Raw genomic sequence first — 21,134 nt, forward strand, 5'->3', positions numbered from 1 at the left:
CCTGAATAAATCCATTATAAAGGACTTTTTATTTGCATTAAAGTAAATTAGCGAAAATTCGGGGTCTTGTTAATATTTAGTCTTAATTAATGCAACGCTAGTGATAACCATTAAATGAATGAAAAACCTAGTATATTTTTGTCAAGTTTTTCCTAATATTATTTAATTTTAATTAAATAGTGACAAATAATAGATTTTTAGCTATAATTGTCACTAATTATTAAAAAGTTTTCAGGGGGCATATATTATGAGTAATCAAATGGAACAGCTTAGACAACAACTTGATGATGTGAATCTTGAGATTTTGAATTTAATTAATCGCCGCGCAGAATTGGTTCAGGAAATTGGTAAAGTTAAATCAAAGCAAAGCATGTATAAGTTTGATCCGGTAAGGGAAAGAGAAATGCTTGATTTAATTAAAAAGCATAATAATGGTCCATTTGAAAATTCTACAATTGAGCATATTTTCAAGGAGATTTTCAAAGCGGGATTAGAGCTTCAGGAAGATGATCACCAAAAAGCTTTACTTGTTTCCCGTAAAAATCAACCTGAAAACACTGTGATTGACATCAACGGAGCGAAAATCGGCGATGGTTCGACAAACTACGTATTCGGTCCTTGTGCGGTTGAAAGTTATGAACAAGTTGCACAGGTGGCAGAGGCGGTTAAAGCAAAAGGATTAAAGTTACTACGTGGTGGCGCCTTCAAACCTCGTACATCACCTTATGATTTCCAAGGTTTAGGAGTGGAAGGATTACAAATTTTAAAACGCGTTGCAGATGAGTATGGATTAGCGGTAATCAGTGAGATTGTTAACCCTGCACATATTGAGGAAGCCGTGGAATACATTGATGTGATTCAAATTGGCGCAAGAAACATGCAGAACTTTGAATTACTAAAAGCTGCAGGAGAAGTGGATAAGCCAGTACTTCTAAAACGTGGTCTGTCAGCAACAATCCAAGAGTTCATTAATGCAGCTGAATACATCATTTCACGTGGAAATACTAATATCATTCTATGTGAACGCGGAATCAGAACTTATGAAACAGCGACTAGAAATACATTGGATATTTCGGCTGTACCTGTGTTGAAGAAGGAAACGCATCTACCGATTCTTGTGGATGTCACACATTCGACTGGTAGAAGGGACTTACTGCTTCCAGCAGCTAAAGCAGCACTTGCAATTGGTGCGGATGGTATTATGGCGGAAGTTCACCCTGATCCGGCTGTAGCACTTTCTGACTCAGCGCAACAAATGGATATACCAACATTCGATAAGTTCTTTGAAGAGATCACTGACTTGGATAGACGATTGAAATAAGATAAAAAAACTGCTTCTGAGAGAAGAAGCAGTTTTTTTATTTTGTAAGTTTGGGAATATTGCTAGTAAGAATCAGTTTATATTTATGACAAACTTATGAAAACACCATGAAAATTTTTGAAAAAATTTTCATGGTAGAGTATGATAGAAAAAAGAGCACGAACTATACTGGAGGTATATGTGATGACTGTAACGATTTATGACGTAGCTAGAGAAGCAAACGTTTCTATGGCTACTGTTTCCCGTGTGGTAAACGGGAATCCGAATGTTAAACCTAGCACAAGAAAAAAAGTGCTAGCAACAATTGAACGATTAGGCTATCGCCCAAATGCTGTAGCTAGAGGACTTGCTAGTAAGAAAACAACTACGGTTGGAGCGATTATTCCTGATATATCCAATATTTTCTTCTCAGAACTGGCTAGAGGAATTGAAGATATTGCAACGATGTACAAGTACAATATTATTTTAAGCAACTCAGACTCCAAGAAGGAAAATGAATTGCAGCTTATCAATACGATGTTGGAGAAGCAGGTAGATGGAATCTTGTTTATGGGTGGTAATATCACTGATGAACATATCCAGCAGTTCAAAACTTCCTCTGTACCTGTAGTTTTAGCTGCAACATATGATTCAAGTAATGAAATTCCATCTGTAAATATTGATTACGAATTGGCAGGCTACGAAGCGACAAAAGATCTGATTGAAAACAATAACAACCAACAACCAGCAATTGTTATTAGTGTGCCGGATGCGCCGGTGAATAAGCTTAAATATGAAGGCTATCTCCGAGCTTTGGAAGAATCCAATATAGAATTCAGTGAGGAACTGGTTATTACGGTCGATTATTCTTACGATGGAGGAATAACGGCAGCAGAGAAACTTCTTGAGTTGGAAGCACTTCCTTCTTCTGTGTTTGTCACATTTGATGAAGTGGCAATTGGAGTGATTCATGGGTTCCAAGATCGAGGATATAACGTTCCGGAAGATATTCAAGTATTTGGTTTTGATAATACTAAGCTCGCGAAGATGGTGCGCCCGACGTTGTCCACAGTTGTGCAGCCAATGTATGACATCGGAGCTGTCGCAATGCGTCTCTTGACGAAATATATGAACAAAGAAGAAGTAACCGATAAAAATGTTGTTCTTCCACATCGATTGGAAAAAAGAAACTCAACAACTTCCAATTAATGCCGATATAAAATATAAGAAGCTAGGTACGTGAATTTGCTACTGCTTCCTTCTCCAATGTAACAGGGGGGAAGACAGTAGCTTTAAAAATGAAAAGCCATACCATTCATAACCAGTTTCAAGTATTTTAATGAAGTTTGGAGAGATTACGATGACGAAAAAAGATATACTGACTCCGATCGGCATAACGTTAGGATTTTTGATGATTATCTTTGCGATTGGATCGAATGGCAACCCATCAAATATTTCAATTTTCTTAGATGTTCCTTCTATATTTATCGTTATCGGTGGATTAGTAGCCTCCTTGTTGATTACGTTTAAATTTGAGCAAATTAAACTAACAAGAGGAGTAGTCAAAGAGTCTTTTATCAAAACTGAAAACCGGTTACCCGAATTGGTAGAGTTATTCACTCGCCTATCGGAACGAGCTAGAAGAGAAGGAATTCTTGCTCTTGAAAATGAATTGGAAGATGTGGATGACCCTTTTATAAAAAAAGGAATTATGCTTGCGGTCGACGGTATTGAACCTGAAGTCATAACTGATATTTTAAATGCGGAGATAACTGCCATGGAAGAACGCCATTATAAAGGTCGTTCGATCATTGAAAAGGCAGGAGAATACGCTCCAGCTTGGGGAATGATTGGTACGTTAGTTGGTCTCGTACTCATGTTGAACCAACTTTCTGATCCGGCAACACTTGGACCGGCAATGGCTATTGCTCTAATAACCACATTATACGGTACAGTGCTTGCGAACCTTGTTTTCCTTCCAATGGCTAGTAAACTTGAGACAAAGACAGAAGAGGAAGTGTTTCTTAAGCAAATTATCATTGAAGGAATTATTGGAGTTCAATCTGGACAAAATCCAAGAATTTTGGAAGAAAAACTTAGTGCTTTCGTTTCCTATTCGGATAGGGAAAAATATAAAGAAGCCATGCAAAAGGAAGAAGAAGCTATTCGTTCAGGAATGGTGGAGGATCGAGTAAATGAAGCGTAGACCGGTCAAAAAAAAGCAGGATAAAGGGGCAGCAAAGTGGCTTGTAACTTATTCTGATATGGTAACTTTGATTCTTGTATTCTTTATCTTATTGTTTTCGATGTCAACTGTTGATCAAATCAAACTTGAAGCAGTAGCACAGTCTTTTCAAGAACGAGTAATATTCGATTTTATGCCTTCCATTGTACCAAATGACCAACCCGAAAATACTGAGGCCGCGGAAACGGCTGAGGATGATCATTCAGATGATCCTATTGATTTGGATAGGGCCTTAGATGAATATGAAAGTAAAGCTCAGGAAGATGAATCCTTGAATCAACTGATAGATAGTGTAGAGGATTACCTGGATGAACATGATTTAAATGATATTGTTTCAGCGACCCGTACAGAACGGGGAGTATTGTTAGTGATACAAGAAAGTATATTTTTTGACACTGGAGAAGCTATTATTCTAGAAGAAGGAAAACCGTTTCTAGAAGAACTGGCAACTTTATTCTCACAATTGCCAAATGATATAAAGGTAGAAGGGCATTCCGATAGTAGACCAATTAATACATATCGATATCCGTCCAACTGGGAATTATCTGGAGCTAGAGCCAGCAGTGTAGTCAGGTATTTTATTGAGGAATTTAATTTAGATGAATCGCGCTTTTCGATAGCAGGGTATGCTGATACGAGACAAATTGCACCTAATGATACGGAAGAAAACATGAGTATGAATCGAAGAGTCGAGATAACAATCTTGAATACGGATGCTCAAGAAGAAAATTAAAAGAAGCAGTAAATATGAACCTCATATTTCTGCTTCTTTTTGTTTATTGAAATACCTTTGTTTCCATGGCTTTTTGTACAATCTCTTTTTCAGAGAAGTAAATTTCTTCGTCTCCGATTACTTGAGTTGTTTCATGCCCTTTACCTGCAAGCAATATACAGTCATCTTGTTCACTAATCTCTATCGCATATTGAATTGCTTTCTCGCGATCACGGATTTCGATGAATTTACCTTTATTTCGTTCGATGGCATCAGTTGTTTCTTTCATTATCGTTTCAATATCGTGGTTTTTTGGATTATCTAAAGTCACAATTGAAAAGTCGGCATATTCAGCTGCTACACGTCCCATACCATAACGTTTATCTCTGCCGTTTTCACTCATGTCTGCGTATACTCCAAAGACGAGTATAATATTACCTTTTACGAAAGGTTTAAGAATACTGATTGTTTTTTGCAGCGCATCTTCTGTATGTGCAAAGTCGACAATTACATTGAAATTCCCTGAGGAGTATACTGTTTCAAATCTGCCGTCAATGTTACTTACATTAGCCAACCCTGTTTGAATTGCTTCAATAGCGATTCCATTACTATATGCAGCTGCAATCGCAGCTAGGCTGTTTGAGACATATATTTCACCAGGCAGATGAATGTTGATTTTGGCTGTTTCAAACGGTGTATGTAATGTGTAAGATGTTCCCTCGAGAGAATATTCAATATCAGAAGCATAAAAGTCAGCTTTCTCATGGATTCCATATGTCAACGTTTTAACATTGGAATCTCTTAATTGTTCAATTAATCTCTGGCCATAGATGTCGTCCGCATTGATGATATTAGCCTTTTCAGTCATCGTAAATAATTGCGCCTTAGCTTCAAAGTATTCATCCATTGTTTTATGTAACTCTAAATGATCCGGACTTAAATTGGTAAAAATACCCGTACTGAATTTAGTATGTGCCACCCGTTTTAATTGTAAAGAGTGGGAAGAAACTTCGATTAGACAGTAATCGTGGTCTGTGATCGCCATATCTTTTAGGAATTTCTGTAAATCGACTGATTCAGGTGTAGTATTGTTTGTTGGTATCAATTCATCGTCTATTACCGTGCCCAATGTACCAATTACACCGGTTTTATGGTTGGCTTCATTCAAAATGGACTTTAAGAAATGAGTGATGGAAGTTTTACCATTTGTACCCGTTATACCTATCACATTTATGTCGTCAGATGGATTGTCATTGAAATTGCTGGCAACCTTAGCCATCGCATTTCTAGTATTCTCTACTTTAATGACAGTTACTCCGTTTGGCACATGTATATCCTTTTCCACTAGGACAGCAACTGCACCATTTTGAATTGCTTCTTCAGCTTTATCATGTCCATCCAGTGTGAAACCGGAAATGCAAATGAATAAACTATTAGTCTGCTTAATACGAGAATCAAAAATTATTTCAGAAATATCTTGGTCTAGTGTCCCTTGGACCAAGTCATATTCCATATCCTTTAGGATGTTACTAAGTCTCATGTCCGTTCAGCTCCTTCTCAGAATGACAAGGTCAAATATTTAACAAGTTGCTTTACTAATTATATATCTTCTTAAAATGATTGTCTATGTACGAAACGATGAAGAGTAAAAAGAAAGGAAGGACCCAATCGGATCCTTCAAGAATTTGAATTGCTTATCTTCGCATATTTGAGCATTGCTAACAATAATTTATAATTTTTTTCTTCTATTTCTGACTTCCTTGGAATCTGTGGAAAAGCTTCCTCTCCATCATGCCAAGTGCTTGGTAAAGGAACTGGTGATACATGTTGCCATTTATTTAACCAACTGGATGGCAAATCCCCCTCTAAAATACGTTCCGTTTTCATTACACTCCAGATCTGTGCCCATGCTCTCGGCACAACTCGCCAAATATCATATCCTCCGCCACCAGTGGCAATCCATTTTCCGTCACAATATTGATGTGCCAATTCATGGGCGAGAAGGGGAATACGTTCGAAAATAGACATCGAACCACATAAGTGAGTTAACGGGTCAAACGTATGAGCATCTGCACCGTTTTGGGTTAAAATTACATCCGGCTTAAAATACTCCACAATCTCCTTGAATGCGGTTTCATAAACGTGCAAAAACGACTCATCCTGAGTGTATGCGTCTATTGGAAGATTGAAGGAGTAACCATGACCTTCCTTAATTCCACGTTCTCTAACATCTCCTGTGCCAGGGAATAAATAACGGCCAGTTTCATGAATGGAAAAGGTGCAGACATTAGGATCATCGTAAAATGCCCATTGTACACCATCACCATGATGGGCATCGGTATCCACATAAAGCACTTTCAGGTCATATTTATTACGAATATACTTGATAGCGACCGCGCCATCGTTATAAATACAGAATCCTGCAGCTTGACGTTCGAAACCGTGATGCAGTCCTCCACCAAGATTTAAAGCATGGTCAGCTTGGCCTGACAAGACAGCGTCGACGGCAGTTAGGGTTCCACCCACCAAATAACTTGAAGCTTCATGCATATTAGGGAACATCGGAGTATCTTCTGTTCCCAGCCCAAAAACAAGTCCTTCTTCTTTAGTCAAGTTGCCCTTGCTGGCTTTCTTAACCGCTTCGATATATTGAGTTTCGTGAAATAATGCCAATTCTTCCTCTGTAGCTTTTCTCGGTGGGATAATATCCTCTTCATCCAGCAAGTTACTAGTTTCGAGCAGATCTTTAGTCAATAGTACCCGTTGTTGATTGAAAGGGTGGTCATCATTAAAACGATAGGTCGAAAAGTCATCTGAAAATACAAATTTAACTTTTTTACTCATAATTTAGGCTCCATAATATTATTTGGCCAGAGTAGTTTAAAACCTGCATCCCGTATTCCTCGAATGATCGGCATAGGGTTCATCGTCTGTACCCGAAAAACAAGCACTTTGTAATGAGGATCATCAAGATAAGGATAAACGAGCACGGAAACAATATTAACGTTGTGATCACCGATTATTTGTGCAACTTCCGGTAAGATTCCTGGTCGGTGAGGAACTTTTACTTCTATTTGTGAACTTTGTACATGTGTACCCGTTAATTGAATGAACGTATGGAGCATATGCTTTTCGGTTACGATACCGACAAGTTCATCATTATGGACAACAGGAACGGCTGCAAACTCCTTCTCATAAAAAATCCTCGCGATTTCCTCCACAAAGTCCAAGGGATGCACAGTTACAACTGGATGACTCATAATGGTTTGAATCTCATTTTGCAATTCCTTCCTATCTGCATCTTTTAGTAGGGAAGAAGGACTTGCATCTCTAACATCACGATCGGAAACAATCCCAATTACCCGGTTTTCATCATCAACAATCGGTATATGTCTTATCTTATTTTTTTTCAGCAAATGTAATGCTTCCTCAATCGTTGCAGTCGGCGGAAGGGTTGGAACATTTGTGTTCATTATACTCTCGACTAACATCTTCATCCCTCAATTCTATTTCTATATATTCATTATTCTTATGTCTATTTGGTGGTAGATTTCCTTAAAAGTCATATATAGCCCTGCTTAACATCTGCGTTATTATGTTTAAGACTCATTTTAAGTGCTTTGTGCCACTGCTCCGTTAATAAGCTTGCAAAAACATGCGCAAGGAATTTGAACTTGTGTACATCACACCGCAAACATTTGAGGGTGGACTCCATTCTAACGTCTTTTCTAAAGGATCTGTCCGCTTAATTCGTCAATTTCAAGAGTAACTTCGGACCATTTCATGTTTTATTAGGCGCATTTCGTAGGTCGCTGATCGGTTGTTTCCGCTTTTTTGTTTGCTCATATCTAGTTAAAAACCTTAATTTGTCAAATTGTTCAATCGCCTCTGTGGAAACATTCTTTCCGATTCTAACCATTAATGTATTGGCGGGGTGGGAAATGATTTCTGGATCATCCGTAGGCGCTGGACTTAATCCACCGGAAGCCATCATTTTTTCCATTATCTTTCGGTAATCCCAAATACTTAATTTCGTGCCTTCCAAATCCCAATGCCAATAATATTCTGTAGAAATAATAATATAGTTCTCCATAAAATCATCCATCATGGAGACTTTTATTAAATTAGAAGCAACGCGTTCTCCGCGATATTCTGGTGCGATTTCAATTGCACCGAGTACAATCAATTCCTCCATATTAAATGTTGACCACCGCTCCAATGGGTCAGGGTAGAGATAGGTCACATAACCTACAATCATTTCTTCTGTACGAGCGATAATTATTCTACCTTCTTCAAAATCAGCGATTTGAAGAAGCGCTTCAAATTGTTTCTTCGCAGGGCGAAAGGCAATTAATTTTTCATGGAAATTAAATTTTTTCAATTGTTCGGATGATAGGGGACCTTCGATGGTTATTGGTCCTTTTGTTGTTTCATAGGTTACCGAATGGAATTCCTTGCTGTGCTTCACTGCTTCACCACCTAATAAATTGTCACGTTTTTATCAGCTACTCTTATCAGTTATGCGCTTACAAACATTATACATGATTTCATATAAATTTTTTAGTATTTTATGAAAATTGGATGACTCAGATAAAACAGTGATTATTCAATAAAAAAATCAGGAGCGTTTTGCTCCTGATTCTGTTTATTCATCTTCGTCTTCAGCTTTATCTTTTCCTTTTCCTTTTTCTTTTCTTTTTCCTTCATCTTTATTTGTATCTTTATTTTTATCTTTGTTCCCTTTATCTTTCTTTTCGTCCTTTGTTTCCTCTTCTTTTTCTTCATCAGGTGTCTCTTTTTCTTCCTTAGGTGTTTCACCGATGATAACAGTTGAAGAGGCACCAGATTCACGACCAAAGTAATCAACGGCTTTTACATGATATACACCGTCTCCATTTACTTTAAATTCTGGAGAGGCCGAGTTGCCGACTTGTGAGAAATCGCCGCCAGGTTTAGAGGCTTTATAAATTCGATAACCCACTACATTATTACTTGATGAACTGTTCCAAGTCAGTGTATTACCAGATGCGTTTAGAGATGATGGAGGCTGTGGAGCTTTGCCATCATCACTGACCGTACTGCTCACTGCGCTACCGGGAAATCCAATTTTCTCCCATTTGCTTCGGTCTTCATTTTGTGGAATGAGCTGCCGGATGTTCGATAATTTATCGTATCCTTTTTCTTTTAGAAACTCAGGATTTAACACCAATCCATCCTGTTTAGTGAATTCTCCAGGTGTATTTGAGCCAGCCATTACAGCTTTTCCATTTACTAAAATATGTGAGCCTGTTATTAAACTATTATCTCGTTCAGTCGGAACAAATTTTGCGTTAAAAAGATCCGTTTTGACAAGACCAGCACGTTGACATAGATCACTAGGCAGCTTGCCGGAAATGGCACAATAGCTTCTCTGCACAATACCTTCAGGTTGTTGGAAAGCATGGTCAGGTGCTACGAGTTCCGGTCTGAGATCACTTGCCGCATTGATGAATTGAGCCCAGAAAGCACGATTCCATTGGCTTTGTCGATTATGATCAAGCGAATCATTAATTTCATATCCCATCCATGTTGCAAATGTGATGTTTGGATTACTTGCAACAAAATGAACATCATAAGTATTCGATGACGTCCCAGTCTTTCCGGCCCAGTCAACATGAGGATATTTCAGCATCGACCTTAAGTCGTAGGCAGTTCCGTACTTGATGACATCCCGCATCATATCAATCAATAGATAGCTCGTTTGTGGAGAGAAGACTTCCACTGGTTCATGCTCATGCTCGTAAAAAACCTCTCCGTCACTTGTTGTGATCTTTTCGATGATATAAGCATCTGCAAATTTACCGCCATTAGCAACAGTAGAGAAAGCATTTGTGTTCTCTTCTATGGTTATTCCGGTATCCAATGCCCCAATCCCTAGAGTAGGATGCGCATACTCACGGTCATTTATGGACGTGATTCCCATTTTCCTTAAATATTTATCCACAGGATTAATATCAATGAGTGACACATATGTTTTTACCGCTGGTATATTATATGACTTGGCTAAATGTGTCCGTGCAGACAGCAATCCGTGATGTCTTCTGTCAATATTACGGATTTCATGCGATCCTCCACCACTAGGTACCTGATAGAACACGTCTGCGATTGGTGTACCCGGCTGAATTAATCCTTCTTCCATTGCTGGACCATATACTGCGATTGGTTTCATCGCACTTCCATTGGAGCGTTCAGCTTGGGTTGCAAAGTTGAAGTGATTCTCGATATCAGGACTACGATTACCAAAGAATGCAATGATTCGTCCCGTAGAATTTTCAATCATCATTGCTGCACCTTGAACTTCTTGTTCAATCATCTTGCCGGAACCTTTTGGATATTCCGTCATTGTATTGCTTCCATATTGAGAATAATTCTGGCCAATCTCTTGGAACAGATCATACATCTCTTTATCAATTGTTGTATGAATTTCATAACCTTTTGTCTGAAGTTCTCTTTCAGCCCGAATTGCATATTCTTCATCTAATTCAGGTTCTTCGGCCAAATCCTCATTAGTAATACCATCTTCTTCTAATAGTTTGTTCTTCAAAATGCTGATGGCATTTCTTTGAATCTCTGCAGCTAGAACAGGGTATTCTTCAAACGGTGATTTTTCTTCCTCTTTAAAATCAGCCACTAGATCATATTCGAGAGCTTCTTCGTATTGTTCTTGGGTAATGTATTCCATATCCAACATACGATTCAAAACAGTTTTCATTCGGTTAAGTCCTGGTTCAATACCATCTTCGCTCTTCAAACCGCCGCCATTTGCAAATGGGGTATAAGCGGAAGGGCTTTGAGGAAGTCCAGCTAGGTAAGCGGCCTGAGCCAAATTAACATCCTTGGCATCAATTCCAAAAATACCTTGTGCTGCCGTTTGGATTCCGGCGATATTTCTACCCGATGAATCTCTGCCATAAGGAACAATATTTAAATATGCCTCAAGAATTTCTTCTTTATCAAAGAAACGTTCCAGCCTAAGTGCGAGTAAAATTTCTTTTGCCTTTCTTTCAAATGAAACTTCATTCGTTAGGATTTGATTTTTAATTAACTGTTGAGTTAATGTACTTCCACCAGTTTGCGTTTCCGAGTTGGAAACTTCTTGATAGACTGCTCGCAATATGGCTTTAGGTACAACCCCATTGTGTTCATTAAAATACTCATCCTCTGTTGCAATCACGGCATCAAGCAAGTGCGGTGCGATTTGGTCAAGGGATGTCTCATCTCGATGTATATCAGCATTTATTTCGCCTAAGAATTCATTATCAGCGAAATACATTCGTGAGGTTTCCGCATAATCATAAATATCTTGAGCCATCGTTTCATAGTCACGAATCTCTTCATCTTTTACAAGGGAAGCAAAATAACCTGCACCAATTCCGCCAACGAAAAACATTCCGATACAGCCTATGATTAAAAAGAATAAAATAATATTCCATGCAACTCCATATGTAATCCGGCTTGATCGTTGGATTTTCCCTGACTTCCAGTTTTCTCTTAATGCTTCGATCAATTGTTGCATCCACTTTTTTAAATCCATTTGCAACCCTCCTAAATTTCGTTTATAATTATACCATATATGAAAAAATACATGAATACGTTTTTGGAAATGATTGCTAAAGGCAAGAAAATATGCTATTAATAGATAAACTATGCTGAGAAAGATTCAGTAGCCATGTGAATCCCTATCGAAGAGAGTTGGCGGGTGGTGCAAGCCAATATAAATTTACTGGTGAATTACAGTCTGGAGCATTTCTTTTGGTTAGTAGCCTTAAGAACGGTGGAGACATCGTTAACAATCCCAAGTGGCATTGTTATGCAACAAGGGTGGTACCGCGATTATTAGCTCGTCCCTTTTTTGAGGGAGGGGCTTTTTTTGATTTTGAAATAAAAAGGAGATGGCAGGATGAATATTTTAGATGAGTTGGAGTGGCGTGGTTTAATCAATCAAGTGACAGATCGTGAAGGGTTAGAGAAATTATTGGACTCTCAAACGGTTACATTATATTGTGGTTTTGACCCGACGGCAGATAGTCTTCATATCGGTCACCTCGTACCGATTGTTATGCTGAAAAGATTCCAGAAAGCAGGACACAAGCCGATTGCGTTGGTTGGTGGCGGTACAGGAATGATTGGAGACCCAAGTGGCCGTTCTTCTGAGCGTTCCCTGAACAGTAAAGAAGTTGTTATGGGATTTGCGGAAAGTATCCAAAAGCAAATTGGAAAGTTAGTTAATTTTGGAGAAGGGGAGAACCCTGTCGTTTCACGTAATAATTACGACTGGTTAAGCAATATGACTTTCATCGAAGTGCTGCGTGATGCAGGAAAGCATTTCAGCATCAATTACATGCTAGCGAAAGAATCCGTTTCATCCCGGATTGAAACAGGAATCACGTACACGGAGTTCAGTTATATGTTGCTGCAATCCATTGATTTTATGAAGCTCTATGAGGAAGAAAACTGTCAACTTCAAATTGGCGGAAGTGACCAGTGGGGGAATATTACTGCAGGAATGGAGCTCATTCGTCGTACGAGAGAGAATCCGGAAGAAGAGGATGTCAAAGTATTCGGTTTGACTGTCCCTTTAATTACAAAAGCTGATGGAACAAAATTTGGAAAATCTGCCGGTAATGCAATTTGGCTGGACCCGGAAAAAACGACTCCATACGAATTTTACCAGTTCTGGATCAACACAGATGACAGGGATGTTGTGAAATTCTTACGTTACTTCACCTTCCTTTCCAAAGAAGAAATTGAAGAGCTGGAAAAAGAGGTTGAAACTCAACCAGAAAAACGCGTAGCCCAAAAACGTTTAGCGGAGGAAATGACCATCCTCGTGCATAGTAAGGAAGCTTTACAACAAGCAATTAAAATATCTGATGCATTATTCAGCGGGAACATTAAAGAATTAACAGTAGAAGAGATTGAGCAAGGATTTAAAGATGTCCCAACACACCAATTGGAAAAAACGGACATTGGTTTAGTTGACTTGCTCGTACAAGCGAAAATCTCTCCATCAAAACGTCAAGCAAGAGAAGATATTCAAAATGGTGCAATTTATATTAACGGTGAAAGGCAGCAAGATACGAATTATGAAGTAACTGCTGCAGATCGTATTGGTGATGTATTTACCGTTATCCGAAGAGGGAAAAAGAAATATACGTTAATTGATTTCAGCTAATTAAGTGAAAACAGCCTGTGAGTGGATCAACCCACAGGCTGTTTTCTTTTTACTATTAAATTTAAAATGCAGGAGAGAGGAGGATTAGTTAGCTTTAGATTTCAAAGTGATCAATAGGACCAATCGACATACCTCATTGCATTTTCACAAATTAGTCATGTCATCCAGTTGAAAATGGCATTTTTAGTTGGTAGAGTTAAATTAGGGACATTGTAGATTAGTTTGTTTTAACGTGTACCCACTTACAGATTGAATAATCCATCCCTATTATGGGTAGGTATGGATTATTCAATCTGTGTATGCAATTTCATTAGTTTGGAAAAATTAATGACCAGCAAAATATTGGAGGTTGTTTTATTGAAGAAAATTACAATACTAGTTGTTATGGCGTTGCTATTATTACTAGCTGCTTGTGGAAATGAAGAGAGCGGGGAAGAGGAATTAGCAACGTTGGAAGTTGAATTTATTGTACCAGAAACTGCAGAACCTGGTGAAACAGTCCAGTTGGAAGCTATTGTATCTTATGGTGATGAGATGGTAGAAGATGCTGATGAAGTAATGTTTGAATATTGGGTTCAAGGTAATGAAACAGATAGTACAAATGTGGAAGGAATACATACATCTAATGGAAGTTATACTGCGGAAGTTGAATTTGCAGAAGATGGAATTTATGAGTTGTTTGCCCATACTACGGCAAGAGGCCAGCATACGATGCCGTTAAAATCTATAGCGGTTGGTGATGCTGAAGAAGCGGTACACCAGGATGAAGAACATGTAGAACACAAACATTCTGATGGATTCCAACTTCATTTTTCCAACCCGGAAAATATTCAAGCAGGAGACGATACAGATTTAATTGTTCACCTTCAGTTGGAGGGTGAGGAATTAGAAAACGCAAACGTCCGCTTTGAAATACTACCCGAACAAGGTGAACATATAGCTTGGGTTGACGCCAATGAAACGAAACCAGGTGAATATGCCGCAGTTCATGAATTTTCAGAAGCAGGTACATATTCGATTGTCATCCATGTTGAAGATGATGCAGATCTTCATGAGCATGAAGAGTATACCATTGAAGTACAATAATTGGTGTCTAAGCTGATAGCGAATGAAAAACCTTAATATCCTTTCATAGGGTGTTAAGGTTTTTTCAATATAAAAACCTCCTCGAACACTAAAGTGAAAGAGGAGGTAATCATTAATTCTATTAACGTGAGTAGAACTCAACGATAAGAGCTTCGTTAATTTCCGCTGGAAGCTCAGAACGCTCTGGGTAACGTGAGTACGTACCTTCTAATTTCTCTGCGTCGAATGTAGTATACTCTGGTACGAAGTTGTTTACTTCTATTGCTTCTTTCACGATTTCAAGATTTCTTGAACGCTCGCGTAAGCCGATTGTTTGGCCTGGAGCAACTGAGTAAGATGGAATGTCAACACGACGACCATCAACTAAAACGTGACCATGGTTTACAAGCTGACGAGCTTGTCTACGTGTACGAGCTAGACCTAAACGGTAAACAAGGTTATCAAGACGAGACTCAAGAAGAATCATGAAGTTCTCACCGTGGATCCCTTTCATTTTACCAGCTTTGTTGAATAGGTTACGGAATTGACGTTCGTTCAATCCGTACATGAAACGTAGTTTTTGCTTCTCTTGAAGCTGTAAAGCATACTCAGAAAGCTTTTTTCTTTGGTTCGGACCATGTTGTCCAGGAGCGTAAGGACGCTTATCTAATTCCTTACCAGTTCCAGTTAATGAAATGCCAAAACGTCGAGATTTTTTCCATACAGGACCTGTATAACGTGACATAGACATTTCCTCCTTTGATTTAAATTTGTATAAAGTTAAATCACCACGTCAATTACACTGGCTAGTTTGTTTTCTTGTACCATCGCTCCAGCAGCAGAGAGTTACACGATACACCCTTAAACTTTCTTTATCAAAGTAAGGAACAAACTAGTTACAATGAATCGAGCGCTAAGGCTACCTTAAATTTACACAAAGACTATTATATAAGTATTAGCTCTGAAAGTCAACAAAGATTTAACTTTGTTCTATTGAAGTCTTTATCATTTTAATTATACTATGATTGCTTATAGGTTTTAAAAGTAATATTTTGGGAAAAGAGTATATTTAGCATGGGAATTTCGCACTACTTCGTGTATAATAAATATCAAATATATAAATCTGTTGGTTCGGCTGAACTTTTATTGAAGAATAACGTGCCAAACCGTTATGGGAGAGGAAAGAAACGGATATATCGAAAGCAATAGAAGCTTATAATTTAAATGATTAAAACCACATTTATAGTAATAAAGGACTATTTGATGAAGAGAGAATAGCTTTATCATAATAAATAGGTGATTAAATGGATAGCTCAAAACAACTTCAATTCATGTATTTTAACATTCTTTCAGATTTATTCGAACAGAAAACCTGGGATGACACAATTATTGATTACATACTAAAAGAAATATGTGGGCATATTGAGGCGGATTTTCTTGCAGCTTACGTGCATTTCGATAAGTCTGAGTCATTTCGATTATTGGGATCCTATTATGAAGATATTGTTATGTTTATGCCGAAAAATTTTGTTGCTGATGAGGTTATCATACCGGAAAGCTTTTTTCATGAAAACAAGAGGCCAAAACATGTAGACCTTCTTCAGATACAACTCAGGGGAATGGGGAAACTTTTATTTATTTATTCCAAAGAAACTCCATTACCCGAACATTTTCTAGCTACATTTAAAAAGGAAACAGAGAAATTATTCTCAATAATAGCTCAAACCTGGGAAAATACCCAGAGGAGCAAAAATAATAAATTCTTACAAGAATTAAGTGAGAAGTTATTAAAGGCGAATGATAAGAACGATGTGTTGCGGGATATTACAAAAGCGTTGGAACAACTTTATGGTGATGCAGAATACCATTTGATTCTGACTCAGGAGTATGGAAATACTCCTTCACTGCCTATCAGAGTTATGGAATATAAAGATGAAAATCCAATTTCGATGAGTACCCAGGTTTTTATGACTGGAGAATTCCAAATTGAAATTTTAAAAGAACAATCAAAAAAGATGATCTATGCTCCGTTGACAGGTGAACAGAGTGTTTATGGTGTTCTCGAAATCATCGTGCCCATTGAGAGCTATTTATGGAAGGAAGATATTCTTTTAATAGAAGAGATTGCAGCATTATCAGGCAAAGCGTTAGAAAAAACTATTTTATATGAAGACTCATTAATGCAAGTATCCAACCTAACGTTGATAAATGAAGTAAATCATAAACTGAATTCCACAAGCGAACTGTCGGAACTTACAGAAATCATCCGTACTCAAATTATGGAAATCACAGAAGCAAGTGAAGTCGGTTTTATTTATCTTGATGAAGAATCTAATGTTGAAATTGAAATTTTGGAAGGCAGCTCAGAGTTGTTTAAGGTGGGGAATGGAAGCGGTATTGTAAGCCTATATAAAGAGAAAATCTTGCAGAAGTCTGATGCGGTCTTCAATGGTAAAGCAGAGGAGTTGCGAAGTTATGGCTATCAGTCGGTAATGGTTATTCCAATGGAATACTCGGGTCTTAGTATGGGATTTACGATTATCCTTCACGAAGATACGTATCATTTTTCGTTTGAGAGTTTTAAATTGGTGGAATCGATGATGCAGCATTCTGCCTTGGCCATCTCTAATACTATTCTAAAGGAAAGATTACAGCGGACTCTCATTACTGATTTCCTTACTCAATTGTATACAAGAAGGTATCTGGAAGAAAGGATCAACACTCATTTAGAGAGTGGTTCGAGTGGTGTTCTTCTTTTATTTGATATTGATGATTTCAAAAGTGTAAATGACACCTATGGGCACCATGTGGGTGATGTGGTATTGAAGCAAGTTGCTGCAATCATGGAGAACAAGATAGGGAACAAAGGAATCGTATCAAGGTGGGGCGGAGAAGAGATCGCTATTTATTTACCCGAGATGGATTGTGAACAAGGAAAGCAATATGCAAATGATATTCGAAAGCTTATAAGGGAAGGTACTGAACCAGCGATTACTGTTTCTTGTGGAATTTCCAACTGGAAAAGAACCGAACAGTATAATCAGAAAAGCTTGTTTATACGCGCCGATGAAGCATTGTACAGAGCGAAATCTAAAGGAAAGAATTGTGTGATCATACATAAAAATCGAGCAGCCTCCTTAGAGTTGCTCGTTTTATGTTATAGATATTGACTCAATGCATCTACAAACTTTTCGAGATATAATTGGTCCGTTTCATCGAATCTTTCTTTAATCGGACTGTCAATATCTAGCACACCATAGATTTCACCATTGATGATCATTGGTACAACTATCTCTGAGTTGCTCGCAGCATCACAGGCAATGTGACCAGGAAATGCATGTACATCAGGAACAAGTTGGGTTTTCTTTTCTTTTATTGCTGTACCACAAACACCTCTACCATAAGGGATGCGTACACACGCAGGCAACCCTTGGAAAGGACCAAGTACAAGCTCTTCATCTTTCCATAAATAGAAGCCAACCCAGTTCACTTCGTCGAGAAATTGATTGAGAAGGCTGGCAGCATTCGCGAGAAGTGCAATTTGATCTTTTTCATCTTCAGATAATGCATGAAGCTGTTTAATTAACAGTTCATATCCTTTCATACGGTCGTCTGAATAAGTGACTTGTTGAAACATAATCATCCCCCTATAGAATTATAAATAGTTTTTCTCCGAAGATTCCAGTAGAATGAAACTTACAATGCAGTATTCGACATTGCTAAGAATCCTGTCGAGCGAAAGTAACAGGAAATCTAGAAAGTTTGTCGTATTGGAAAAGTAAGGAGTTGAGTATGATGAAAAAAAACCTATCAAAACAAAAAGTGATCCATGCAGCTTCCACTCTGTTTTTCCAAAAAGGCTTCCATGGTACTTCCGTTCGCGATATTGCCGAGAAAGCTAAAGTTAATGTCTCATCCGTAAGCTACTATTTCAACGGCAAACAAGGATTATTGGAATATGCTGTGACCGCATATTATGAAGAATACTTAGAAAAAGTGGAAGAATGCCTTAAAGTGACAGAGAATCAATCTGCTATAGAACGGCTGAACAAATTGATTTTTACAATTATACAATACAAGCAATCAAAACTGCAATTGACATGCTTCATTCAGCGTGAGTTGACACTCGATTCCATATTTGTCCGAGAAATGACTGTAACATATCTTGCGAAAGAAAATTACTATATCCGCTCTACTTTTTTCTCAGCGTTAGAAGGTAAGAAACTGCCGGGTGATCAAAAGGATTATCTATTACTGCAGCTGAAAGGTATGCTGATTACTCCATATATATTACACAATGAATGGAAAGATCGAGTGATTGGGGAATATTCTCGTGAGGTTTTTGTAAAAAAATATGTGGCTACGATTCAAAAATGGCTGAAATTCATTGTCGGAATTTGACAACTAATCGCCATTTTTCTATAAAATCCATAAAAAGAAGACAAAATTTTGTTTTTCTTAGCCAAAGTTACTAGATACATGCTATTATTAGTATTATATCGTAACTTATATTAAAAAAAATATATACTTTTTATTTACAACATCTGAATGTATAGGTATAAATCCTCTTGTTGGATTGGGGTAGGAGGTACGCTATGGAGTTATTCATTGGAATTATTTTAGCAATAATTGTATTAATCATCATCGGTTTAATCCTGCGTAAAAGAGTTTATGATAACGTAGATAGGCTGGAAGCGTGGAAATTGGATATTATGGGGCGGAATGTTGCTGGTGAATTGAGCAAAATCAAAAATCTCAATTTATCAGGGGAAACTCAAGTTAAGTTCGAAGCGTGGAAGGAACGCTGGGACTATATTGTGAGTAAAGAGCTGGCCGATATCGAAGAACATTTACTCGATGCGGAAGATGCTGCCGATTACTTCAGAATTCCAAAGGCTAAAAAAGTATTGAAAGAAACGGAGACAATTCTCCAATCGATTGAAGCAAGTATTGAAAGTATTTTAAATGAGCTTCATGATCTGCTGGAATCAGAAAAATCAAGCAGAATTGAGATAGAAGCTGTAGAACCATCCATCAAAGATCTACGAAGACACATCTCTCAGAATCGCTATCAATTTGCTAAAGCCGATCGGTATTTTGACGGCAGACTCGACGAATTGGAAGAAAAATTAAAGAGGTTCCATGAAGAAAGTGATTCAGGGAACTATATGGAAGCTAAGAATATTGTGATTGAAATAAAAGCAGAACTGGAGGAATTGGAAGAGAAAATAACCGCATTTCCTCCTCTATACAAAAAAGCCAAGCACGAGCTCTCTTCACAACTTGATCAACTGCTCTCAGGTATGAAAGAGATGAAACAAGAAGGGTATTTCATTGAACACTTGAATTTTGAAAAAGAAATACGTACATATCAGGAAAGACTTACGAATTGTATGCAGCTGCTTGAAGAAGGAAACTTAGCAGAGGGCAATGAGATACTTAATGAAGTGGAAGAGAGAATTGCTGAAATGTATGAGCAATTGGAACAAGAAGCTTTGGCCAAGAGTTACCTCGAACAGTATATACCATCCTATAAAGATGCAGTAACATCCCTTTATAACTCCTTCGCTGAAACGAAAGAAGAAGTTGAGGAATTGAAGAAAGCCTACTATGTAGAAGATGAAGAACTGGAAAAGTTCCTTGCAGTAGATAAGAAAACGCAAAGTTTAAAAGATGAGTTGGAAGAAATCTTAGTACAGCTAGAGACAAATGGATTAGCACATAGTGAAATACGGAGAAGAGTTGAAACAAGTCTCGAGCAGATAGATGAATTGAAGGAGAAACACACATCTTTTAGAGAAAGTATTCAGACACTGAGAAAAGATGAACTGATGGCCAAAGATAAACTAGTGCAAATGCGAGAGCAAATTATGAATTTACATCGACGTTTACGTAAAAGTAACATCCCGGGAGTACCAACTTACATTTGGACTAGTCTTGAAGAGGCCCAACAAAAGAACAAAAAGGTGCTGGAAGCACTGGAACAGCATCCATTGGATACTGGGGCCGTTCATCGAACATTATTGGAAGCGGAAGGCTCCATTGAACAAGCAAGCGAACAGATCGAAGTGATGCTTGATCAGGCATATTTGACAGAACGTGTCATTCAATATGCGAACCGATATCGTAGCCGTAACCCGATTCTTTCTGCAGAACTTCATGAAGCAGAACGATTATTCCGTAACTACGAATACGAACTATCATTGGAAAAAGCGGCTAAAGCTATAGAGCAAGTGGAACCAGGAGCTTTAAAGCGCATTGAAGAATCTCAGCTAGTTATGAACGATTAAAACTATTAAGATTGAAAGTTATTGTCACTGACTTTGAGGGCTGTAGTAAAAGGGGACTCCTTTTACTACAGCCTTTTGTTTTAATCGTGTTCATAGAAATGATTAACCCGATAGTCTTTACTTAACAGCTGTTTTATATACAAAACCCTTGTTTTTTTAGCTGGAATGCATTAAGATGCTTAAGGTATAATTCAGCGATTAATAAACGTTTTAGAATAGAGAACACTTATTAAAGACCTGCGGTGATATGTCAAGAGTAAAATAAATGATTATTGAGTTATCAAGGTTCAATTATCTTAAAAAAGGCA

Annotated in this window: 16 protein-coding genes and 1 other annotated feature; of the genes, 9 read left to right on the top strand and 7 right to left on the bottom strand. The window is 37.9% G+C overall.

Going from position 1 to position 21,134, the window contains the following annotated elements; genetic code table 11:
• Positions 1–247: 247 nt before the first annotated feature.
• From ACFSBH_RS15090 to motS, 4 genes are all read left to right on the top strand, one after another.
• The gene (locus ACFSBH_RS15090; protein WP_251511645.1) at positions 248–1,321 is read left to right on the top strand and encodes a bifunctional 3-deoxy-7-phosphoheptulonate synthase/chorismate mutase; all 1,074 of its coding nucleotides are present in this window, start codon (positions 248–250) and stop codon (positions 1,319–1,321) included.
• Positions 1,322–1,504: 183 nt separating this feature from the next.
• A complete protein-coding gene (gene ccpA / locus ACFSBH_RS15095; protein WP_251511648.1) occupies positions 1,505–2,509 on the top strand; it encodes a catabolite control protein A in 1,005 nt (334 codons plus the stop codon).
• Positions 2,510–2,660: 151 nt separating this feature from the next.
• A complete protein-coding gene (motP, locus tag ACFSBH_RS15100; RefSeq protein ID WP_251511650.1) occupies positions 2,661–3,506 on the top strand; it encodes a flagellar motor protein MotP in 846 nt (281 codons plus the stop codon).
• Entirely contained in the window at positions 3,496–4,278 is a 783-nt protein-coding gene (motS, locus tag ACFSBH_RS15105) for a flagellar motor protein MotS (protein ID WP_251511652.1), read from the top strand. The genes motP and motS overlap by 11 nt, the downstream gene beginning before the upstream one ends.
• Before the next feature lie 43 nt (positions 4,279–4,321).
• Here the strand turns inward: motS and ACFSBH_RS15110 are convergent, their stop codons facing one another.
• The 5 genes from ACFSBH_RS15110 to ACFSBH_RS15130 form a co-directional block, all read right to left on the bottom strand.
• On the bottom strand, positions 4,322–5,797 hold the full coding sequence (locus tag ACFSBH_RS15110; RefSeq protein ID WP_251511655.1) for a UDP-N-acetylmuramoyl-L-alanyl-D-glutamate--2,6-diaminopimelate ligase: 1,476 nt from the start codon (positions 5,795–5,797) through the stop codon (positions 4,322–4,324).
• Positions 5,798–5,934: 137 nt separating this feature from the next.
• Complete coding sequence (locus ACFSBH_RS15115) at positions 5,935–7,101, bottom strand: acetoin utilization protein AcuC (RefSeq protein WP_251511658.1); 1,167 nt, start codon at positions 7,099–7,101, stop codon at positions 5,935–5,937.
• Positions 7,098–7,748, bottom strand: a complete 651-nt coding sequence (locus ACFSBH_RS15120) for an acetoin utilization AcuB family protein (protein ID WP_251511661.1) — start codon at positions 7,746–7,748, stop codon at positions 7,098–7,100. Before ACFSBH_RS15120 ends, ACFSBH_RS15115 begins: the two co-directional genes overlap by 4 nt.
• Positions 7,749–8,038: 290 nt before the next feature.
• Positions 8,039–8,725: a GNAT family N-acetyltransferase gene (locus ACFSBH_RS15125; protein ID WP_251511664.1), complete on the bottom strand. Its 687-nt coding sequence runs from the start codon at positions 8,723–8,725 to the stop codon at positions 8,039–8,041.
• Between the two features lie 177 nt (positions 8,726–8,902).
• The gene (locus ACFSBH_RS15130; RefSeq protein ID WP_251511668.1) at positions 8,903–11,830 is read right to left on the bottom strand and encodes a transglycosylase domain-containing protein; all 2,928 of its coding nucleotides are present in this window, start codon (positions 11,828–11,830) and stop codon (positions 8,903–8,905) included.
• A gap of 108 nt (positions 11,831–11,938) precedes the next feature.
• Positions 11,939–12,148: a binding site (T-box leader), on the top strand.
• Positions 12,149–12,196: 48 nt separating this feature from the next.
• Between ACFSBH_RS15130 and tyrS the strand changes: the two genes are divergently transcribed.
• A complete protein-coding gene (gene tyrS, locus ACFSBH_RS15135) occupies positions 12,197–13,471 on the top strand; it encodes a tyrosine--tRNA ligase (RefSeq protein WP_379598407.1) in 1,275 nt (424 codons plus the stop codon).
• Between the two features lie 357 nt (positions 13,472–13,828).
• Positions 13,829–14,557: a FixH family protein gene (locus ACFSBH_RS15140; RefSeq protein ID WP_379598409.1), complete on the top strand. Its 729-nt coding sequence runs from the start codon at positions 13,829–13,831 to the stop codon at positions 14,555–14,557.
• A 121-nt stretch (positions 14,558–14,678) separates the two neighbouring features.
• On the opposite strand, the gene rpsD is transcribed toward ACFSBH_RS15140, so the two are convergent.
• Positions 14,679–15,281 carry a 30S ribosomal protein S4 gene (gene rpsD, locus ACFSBH_RS15145; RefSeq protein WP_251511680.1) on the bottom strand — a complete coding sequence of 201 codons (603 nt, stop codon included), beginning with the start codon at positions 15,279–15,281 and terminating at the stop codon, positions 14,679–14,681.
• A 586-nt stretch (positions 15,282–15,867) separates the two neighbouring features.
• Here rpsD and ACFSBH_RS15150 point away from each other — a divergent pair.
• Positions 15,868–17,706, top strand: a complete 1,839-nt coding sequence (locus ACFSBH_RS15150) for a sensor domain-containing diguanylate cyclase (RefSeq protein ID WP_379598412.1) — start codon at positions 15,868–15,870, stop codon at positions 17,704–17,706.
• Here the strand turns inward: ACFSBH_RS15150 and ACFSBH_RS15155 are convergent.
• Positions 17,694–18,173 carry a GAF domain-containing protein gene (locus ACFSBH_RS15155; RefSeq protein WP_251511688.1) on the bottom strand — a complete coding sequence of 160 codons (480 nt, stop codon included), beginning with the start codon at positions 18,171–18,173 and terminating at the stop codon, positions 17,694–17,696. The genes ACFSBH_RS15150 and ACFSBH_RS15155 overlap by 13 nt on opposite strands.
• A gap of 158 nt (positions 18,174–18,331) precedes the next feature.
• Between ACFSBH_RS15155 and refZ the strand changes: the two genes are divergently transcribed.
• Together refZ and ezrA are read left to right on the top strand one after the other, a co-directional pair.
• Positions 18,332–18,937, top strand: a complete 606-nt coding sequence (gene refZ, locus ACFSBH_RS15160; RefSeq protein ID WP_251511692.1) for a forespore capture DNA-binding protein RefZ — start codon at positions 18,332–18,334, stop codon at positions 18,935–18,937.
• 194 nt (positions 18,938–19,131) lie between these two features.
• On the top strand, positions 19,132–20,826 hold the full coding sequence (gene ezrA, locus ACFSBH_RS15165; RefSeq protein WP_251511696.1) for a septation ring formation regulator EzrA: 1,695 nt from the start codon (positions 19,132–19,134) through the stop codon (positions 20,824–20,826).
• Positions 20,827–21,134: the final 308 nt, after the last annotated feature.

The organism is Oceanobacillus luteolus (genome assembly GCF_042678205.1).
In the GTDB taxonomy this organism is placed as follows: Bacteria; Bacillota; Bacilli; order Bacillales; family Amphibacillaceae; genus Oceanobacillus; species Oceanobacillus luteolus.